Below are 7,151 nucleotides of genomic sequence, written 5' to 3'. Positions count from 1 at the left end.
GCCTCGACGGCGCGCGCCTCGGCGGCCAGGGCCTGCGCGGCGAGCACGCAGCCGAACGGGTCGAAGTGTCCACTGTCGCGGGCCGGGTTGAGCCGGGCGACCAGGTCGACGATGCGCAGGTAGCGCTCGATGAGCTCCTGCTCGGCCCGGGTCAACGCGGGCAGGTCCCGATCGTTCATCCACCCAGCCTGCCACCGCGTCCGGGCCCGGTGCCGCCCCCTCGGACAACCGTATCGGACACCGCTCAGCGCATCAGGCCGGCATCCGGGGCGGACACCAGCCCCGGCGCTCGACGACCCCGTGCCCGAACGCGCTACAGCAGGGGTTGCATACCGCCCCAGCTCGTACCGATCCGGATTCTGGCGGCGAAGCTCGTGCCCCGACCGCGGTAGAAGTACAGGTAGCTCGTGGACTTCTCGACGGCGAGCAGGTCCGGGTGGCCGTCGCGGTCGACGTCGCCGACGCCGACGAGGTCACGCATGCTGTTCCATCCGGTGCCGAGCTGCACTTTGGAACCGAACCCGGCCGCGGCTCCCGGATAGAGGAACAGGTAGCCGGTGGCCTTCTGCCGGGCGATGAGGTCCTGATGGCCGTCGTGGTTGAGGTCGCCGACGCCCGCGAGTTCGTCCATGCTGTTCCAGCCGGTTCCGACCGCCTTCCGGGCACCGAACGACGTGCCCCGGCCCGGATACAGGTACAGGTATCCGGTGGAGGTCTGCACGGCGAGCAGGTCCGGGTAGCCGTCGCGGTTGAAGTCCTTGGCGGGGGTGAGCTCGCGCATGGAGTTCCAACTGGCACCGATGCGGATCCGGCTGCCCCACCCCGCCGGGGTGCGTGGATACAGCCACAGCTCGCCGGTCGCCTTGGCGCGGGCGATGACGTCCTCGTGACCGTCGCGGGTGAAGTCCGTCCGGATCATGACATCCATGCCGTTCCACCCCGTGCCGATGGTCGTGCGGTTACCGAGGGATGTCCCGTTCCCCGGGTAGAGATACAGGTTTCCGGTGGAAGGCTGGCGGCTCAGCAGGTCGGACCAGCCGTTGCCGGTGAAGTCTCCGAAGAGAGTCGCCGGAAGGGGAGCCACGTCCAGATAGTCGTTGTCGATGTTGATCGTTACCCCGCCCCACGTTTCGTCGTGGTCGCCCAGGTACTGCTTCATCCGGCGCTGCGGAGACCAGTACGAGCCGGGGATGGCCGGGTCGGACACCGTGGCGATCCCGTCCCAGCGGGCGAAGTCCACGTAGTCGGGACGGACGTAGCCGGGCGAGTTGTAGGCCGCGACCTGGTCGGCGACGCCGGAGGCCATGCTGCTGTAGAAGCCGGAGAGATAACCGAGGTCGTGCAGCCGTGCCGTCCAGGCACTCATGAACGCGAGCACCGCGGAGCGGCAGGCCACGTCGTCGGTCCGGTACGCCTCCATGTCGAAGATGAGTACGCTCTCCGGCGCCAGGCCGAGCGCCGCCGCCTGCACCACCGCGTCTTCCGCCTGCGCGCGGCCCTGCGCCGCCGCGATCGCCGGGTCGATGAGATGGCGCTTGGTGGACGTCGTGCACGGTGCCTGCAGCCCGACGTAGATCGGCATGAGATGCCAGCCCGCGGCCTGCTGCGCGGCGACCCACGAGACGGTCAGGTTGGGCTGTGCGCACCCGCGGTTGACACCGCCGAAGTAGATACCGATCGCCCGGTAGGGCGACGCTGCGAGCCACGCCTGCATGGTTGCCCCCGACGGGGCGGTGCAGGCGTCGAAGCCCAGCCCGGTGAAGGTGCCGGGCGACGGGCCCGCCACCGCGGCCGCGGTGCTGTGGGCGGCGGTGGTGGTGATGGTGTCGTCGGAGGCCGGCGCCGCGCCGGTGAGCGCCAGCAGGGTGACGACGCCGACGCAGAGGGCGCCGATCATGTGGCGCCTGGTTCGCGGGAGACAGATGCTGTCCATGCCGGTCTCGATTCCGGTCGAGGGTGACCAACCGAGTGGTCCCATCCCCCAGCGCAGCAGGTCAGAGGTTGTTTCGCCAGAGCCGAACGGGTTGTTCCGACTGCTGACACGAAGCGCCGAGCGACCGGGGCGTCGCCGACGGATCTCCTCGTTCGGGGCAGCCCGGGCGGGTGCGGGGGTTCAGGCGAGGGTCGGGGTGGGCGTCTGGGCGTGGATGAGGAAGCGCAGCGACCGGGCGTCGGTGAAGCACTCCCGCATCGGCCGGACCAGCTCCCGGTGCTCCGGGCTGCGCTCCCAGCTCTCGAAGTCGGCCAACCTCGCCCACTCGCTGGTGATCAGCCACTGCTCCGGGTCGGTCGACGAGCGGCAGACCTGGTCGACCAGGTGCCCCGGCACGCCGCCGGCGACCAGGTGCCGGACCGCCTCGTACGCGGCCAGGAACGCCTCCGTGCGCTCGTGCGGCACCCGCACCAGGAAGACCACCCGGGCCCGCTGCTCGGTCATGACGCCACTCCCCTCGACGGCGCGGCCCCCCGCAGGACCAGCGCGCTGTTGAAGCCGTCGAAGCCGCGGGCGCAGACCAGCGCCAGTCGGCTCCGCGGCCGTCGGTGCTCCCGCAGGAAGTCCAGCTCGCAGCCGTCGGCCACCTCGTCCGGCCCGGTGGAGGCGGGCAGCGTGTCGTGCTGGAAGGCCAGCAGCGCGGTGGCCACGTCCAGCGCCGCCCCGCCCTGGTGCGCCCGACCCGTCAGGGGCTTCTGGGTGGTCACCGGGGGCGGTCGGTCGGCGAAGACGGCGCGCAGCGCCTCGGCCTCGCTGCGGTCGTAGCGGGACACGCCGAGGGCGTCGGGCAGCACCACGTCCACGGCCTCCGGCCCGACACCGGCCCGGTCCAGGGCGAGGCGCATCGCCCGGGCGTACTGGGCGGGATCGCCGGCGGTCTCTCCTCCGGTGTGGACGGCGTCGTGGGTGGCGCCCCAGCCGCTCACCTCGCCGTAGACCCGGGCGCCCCGCGACAGCGCGTGGCCCAGCTCCTCCACCACGAAGACCGCGCCGCCCTCGGCGGGCAGGTAGCCGCTGGCGGCGGCGTCGAACGGCCGGTAGGCCAGCTGCGGGTCCGCGACGTCGCTGAGCAGGCCGGAGCGGAGCTGGCAGGCCAGGGCGTACGGGCTCAGCGGGCACTCGGTGGCCCCGGCGATCACCACCGGGGTGCCCCGCCGGACCGCCCGGGCGGCGTGCGCGAGGCTGTCCAGCCCACCGGCCGTCTCCGCGACCAGCACCCCGCTCGGCCCCTTGAACTGGTGGTGGATGGAGAGCTGGCCGACGCTCGCCGCGTAGAACCAGGCGATCGACTGGTACGCCCCGACGGTGCGCGACGGTCCGCCCCAGAGCCGTTGCAGCTCCCGCTGCCCGAACAGGTTCCCGCCGGACGAGCTGGCCAGGGTCACCGCGTAGCCGTACGGGTCGGGGGCCCGCTCGGGCAGCCCCGCGTCGGCCAGCGCCAGCCAGGTGGCGGCGAACCCGAGGTGCGTCCACCGGTCGGTCTGCACCAGCCGCCGGTTGTCGGCGTACGCGGCGGCGTCGAAGCCGGGCACCTCCCCGCCGTAGCGGGTGGGGTAGCCGGCGGGGTCGAAGAGGGTGATCGGGCCGGTGCGGCGGGTGCCGGCGAGCACCGTGCGCCAGTGCGCGTCCGCGCCGATCCCGCTGGGCGCGACGACGCCGATCCCGGTCACCACCGCCCGGGCGGTCACCTGGTCACCGTCCAGTGGCCGCGGCCTGTCCCGCGTCTCATGCCGCCGCCCTTCCGGGCAGCCGGCGGAAGACCATCGCCGACTGGAAGCCGCCGAATCCGCTGCCGACGGAGAGCGCCACGTCGACGGGCAGTTCGCGCGCCTCGTTCGGCACGTAGTCCAGGTCGCACTCGGGGTCGCGGGTGGCCCAGTTCGCCGTCGGGGGGACCACCCCGAACTCGATGGCCAGCGCGCAGGCGGCCATCTCGATCGAGCCGATGGCGCCGAGCGAGTGCCCGACCATCGACTTGATCGAGCTGATCGGCACCCGGTACGCGGCTCCGCCGAGCGCCCGCTTGAACGCGGCGGTCTCGTGGCGGTCGTTCTGTCGGGTGCCGGAGCCGTGGGCGCTGATGTAGGAGACCTGCTCGGGGGCGATCCGCCCCTGCTTGAGCGCGGCGGAGATGGCCAGCCCCATCTCCACTCCGTCGGGCCGCAGCCCGGTCATGTGGTAGCCGTTGCTGCGGCTGGCGTAGCCGGCGACCTCGCAGTAGACGTGCGCGCCGCGGCGCCGGGCGTGCTCGGCCTCCTCCAGCACCAGCACCGCCGCCCCCTCGGCGAGGACGAAGCCGCGCCGGTCGGCGTCGAACGGGCGGGAGGCGTGCGCCGGGTCATCGTTGTCCGGGCTGGTCGCCTTGATCGCGTCGAAGGAGGCGACGGTGACCGGCGAGATCGGCGAGTCGGCGGCCCCGGCGAGCACCACGTCGGCCTCCCCGTCGGCGATCATCTGGTGGGCGTAGCCGATGGCGTCGATGCCGGAGGTGCAGCCGGTGGAGACGACCTGGGCGGGGCCGTGCAGGCCGTGGCGGCAGGCCACGTCGGCGGCCAGGCTGCTGGGCACCAGCGCCTGGTAGGGGAAGGGACCGCCGCGCGCGGCGTCGACCAGCCAGCGCCGGCCGCCGTCGCTGACCGTGACGTACTCCTGTTCCAGGGCCATGGTGCCGCCGACGGCGGTGCCGAGCACCACCCCGGTCCGGTCCCGCTCGGCGTCGGTGAGGTCGAGGCCGGCGTCGGTGACCGCCTCGGCGGCGCAGGCGAGCGCGAACTGCACGTACCGGTCGGCACGGCGACGCTCGGCGTCGGTGAGCCCGGCGGCGACCGGGTCGAAGTCGCACTCGGCGGCGATCTGCGACCGGAACGCCGACGGGTCGAAGAAGCTGATCCGCCGGGTCGCGGTCCGTCCCTCGGTGATCGCCTTCCAGAACCGGTCCCTGCTCGCGCCGCCGGGGGCGACCACCCCGACGCCGGTCACCACCGTGCGGCGCCCGGTCATGACGCCACCTCGGTTCGCGACTGCGGGGCTCGCAACCTTGGCTCACTCCTCGCGCTCACGGAAGCCACCTCAGTTCGCGACTGCGGGGCTCGCAAACCCGGCTCACTCCTCGCGCTCACGATCCGCCCCGCTGCTCGACCAGCTCGGTGTCGACGTGGCCGAGTTCGGGCCGGGGCGCCAGCGGCCCGAGGTGGAAGACCACCTCGGCCGGGACGTCGCCGGTGTTGCGCAGCCGGTGCCGGACGTTGACCGGGACGAAGAGCGCCTCGCCGGTCGCCAGCGGCACGGGAACGTCGTCGAGGTCGACGGTGATCGCGCCGCTGGCCACGTAGAGGAACTCCTCGCTGTAGGGGTGGTAGTGCTCGGCGATGCGCTCCCCCGGGCGCAGCGCCGCCACGCCCATGAAGCCGGAGGTGCTGCCGACGGTCTTCGGGCCGAGCAGCACCCGCAGCTCACCGCCGCGGCGCCGGTCCGGGGGCACCTCGGCCGCGGCGACCGGCCGCAGGGTCTGCTCACTCACCGTCGGCTCCCGTCCACCCGTCGGCGGACCGCTCCCGGGCCAGCCGCTCGATCCGCTCCTTGATGACGGCGAGCTGCACCGCGCTGTTGGTGTTGATCCGCTCGGTCATGCCGGCGTTGTCCACCGGCGCGGTCGGCTTCATCGCGAAGTCCTGGACCCAGGTCATCCGGGTGCCGTCGGGCTCGGGGTCGTAGCGCCAGTGGATGCGCATGTACTCGAACGGACCGGTCTCCACCCGCTGCGCGTGGACCTGCCGGCTGGCCCGGGCGGCGGTGCGTTCGCTGACCCAGCTCCACGCGACGCCGTTCTCGTCGGGGTGCATGGTCAGCCGGAACCGCACGGTGTCGCCGTCGCGGTGCAGGATCTCCACCCGGGCGTACTCGGTGAACAGCTCGGTCCAGCGGGCCACGTCGTTGGTGACGTCCCAGACCAGCGGCAGCGGCGCGGCGATGACGACGCTGTTCTCGGTGTGCCCGGGCGGGTCGGCGCGGCGGGCGACGAGTTCGGCCACGGCCGGGATGCTCAGCTGCCCGGCCTGCTCGGGCATCTGCACCTGCCACCGGTCGGCGACCACGGCGGAAAGTTCGAGCAGGGCCAGCGAGTCCATGCCGAGCTCCTCCAGCGACGCCGCCGGCGCCCGGGCGGCGGCGTCGGCGTCCAGCCCGCAGTTGGCCACCAGGATGTCGGTGATCTCGGCGGTCAGCGGACGGCCATGGGTGACGGTCATCGGATCCTCCTGTGGTGGTGTGCGTCGGACGGGTCGGCGAGCAGCTGGTCGACCAGGCCCGTGGAGTAGCGGCCCTTGCGGAACCCGGCGTCGTCGAGCACCCGACGGACGAACGGAATGGTGGTGCGGACCCCGGGCCCGGCGATGTCGAACTCGTCGAGGGCGCGCTCCAGCCGGTTCAGCGCCAGCTCCCGGTCCGGCGCCCAGACGGCCACCTTGGCCAGCAGCGAGTCGTAGTGCGGGCCGAACAGGTAGCCGGCGTGCCCGTGGGTGTCGACCCGGGTGAACGGGCCGCCGGGCGGGGTGAAGCGGTCGAGCCGGCCAGGGGTCGGCGCGAAGCCCCGATCCGGGTCCTCCACGTTGACCCGGCACTCGATCGCCACGCCGTTCGGCCGGATGTCCTCCTGCCGCCAGCGCAGCGGCACGCCGGCGGCGATGTGCAGCTGCTCGTGCACCAGGTCGATCCCGGTGATCATCTCGGTGACCGGGTGCTCCACCTGGATCCGGCAGTTGATCTCCAGAAAGTGGAACCGTTCGTCCGGGTCGACGAGGAACTCCACCGTGCCGGCGCCGGTGAAGCCGACGGCCAACGCCCCGCGCAGGGCGCACTCCGCGACGGCCTCCAGGGTGCCGGCCGACAGCGCCGGCGCGGGCGCCTCCTCGACCAGCTTCTGGTGCCGGCGCTGCACCGAGCAGTCCCGGGTACCCAGGTGCACCCCGTTGCCGTGGCCGTCGCAGAGCAGCTGCACCTCGACGTGCCGGGCGCCGGTGAGGTACCGCTCGACGTACACCCGGTCGTCGCCGAAGGCGGCCTGCGCGGCGGCGCGGGTGCGCGCGTACGCCCGGGGCAGCTCGGCCGCGGTCCGGACCACGGTCATCCCCCGGCCCCCGCCCCCGGCCGCCGCCTTCAC

The 7,151-nt window shown here is 73.2% G+C and carries 7 protein-coding genes; all 7 read right to left on the bottom strand.

From position 1 onward, the window contains the following. Positions 1–313: 313 nt before the first annotated feature. On the bottom strand, positions 314–1,897 hold the full coding sequence (locus NCC78_RS24960; RefSeq protein WP_250797429.1) for a glycoside hydrolase domain-containing protein: 1,584 nt from the start codon (positions 1,895–1,897) through the stop codon (positions 314–316). A 216-nt stretch (positions 1,898–2,113) separates the two neighbouring features. Next, positions 2,114–2,437: an antibiotic biosynthesis monooxygenase family protein gene (locus NCC78_RS24955; RefSeq protein WP_250797428.1), complete on the bottom strand. Its 324-nt coding sequence runs from the start codon at positions 2,435–2,437 to the stop codon at positions 2,114–2,116. Further along, a complete protein-coding gene (locus NCC78_RS24950; RefSeq protein WP_250797427.1) occupies positions 2,434–3,681 on the bottom strand; it encodes a beta-ketoacyl synthase N-terminal-like domain-containing protein in 1,248 nt (415 codons plus the stop codon). The genes NCC78_RS24955 and NCC78_RS24950 overlap by 4 nt, the downstream gene beginning before the upstream one ends. A gap of 37 nt (positions 3,682–3,718) precedes the next feature. Then, the gene (locus NCC78_RS24945; protein WP_250797426.1) at positions 3,719–4,993 is read right to left on the bottom strand and encodes a beta-ketoacyl-[acyl-carrier-protein] synthase family protein; all 1,275 of its coding nucleotides are present in this window, start codon (positions 4,991–4,993) and stop codon (positions 3,719–3,721) included. 115 nt (positions 4,994–5,108) lie between these two features. Next, positions 5,109–5,513: a cupin domain-containing protein gene (locus NCC78_RS24940; protein ID WP_250797425.1), complete on the bottom strand. Its 405-nt coding sequence runs from the start codon at positions 5,511–5,513 to the stop codon at positions 5,109–5,111. Next, a complete protein-coding gene (locus tag NCC78_RS24935; RefSeq protein ID WP_250797424.1) occupies positions 5,506–6,240 on the bottom strand; it encodes an SRPBCC family protein in 735 nt (244 codons plus the stop codon). Before NCC78_RS24935 ends, NCC78_RS24940 begins: the two co-directional genes overlap by 8 nt. After that, positions 6,237–7,151: ATP-binding protein (locus NCC78_RS24930; protein ID WP_443677208.1), on the bottom strand; the 915-nt coding region annotated here is incomplete at its 5' end. The genes NCC78_RS24935 and NCC78_RS24930, both read right to left, overlap by 4 nt.

Origin of the sequence: Micromonospora phytophila (genome assembly GCF_023656545.1) — a bacterium.
Classification (GTDB): domain Bacteria; phylum Actinomycetota; class Actinomycetes; order Mycobacteriales; family Micromonosporaceae; genus Micromonospora; species Micromonospora phytophila.
Note: the sequence above shows the minus strand (reverse complement) of the source record. Positions and strands in the feature narration are given on the sequence as shown.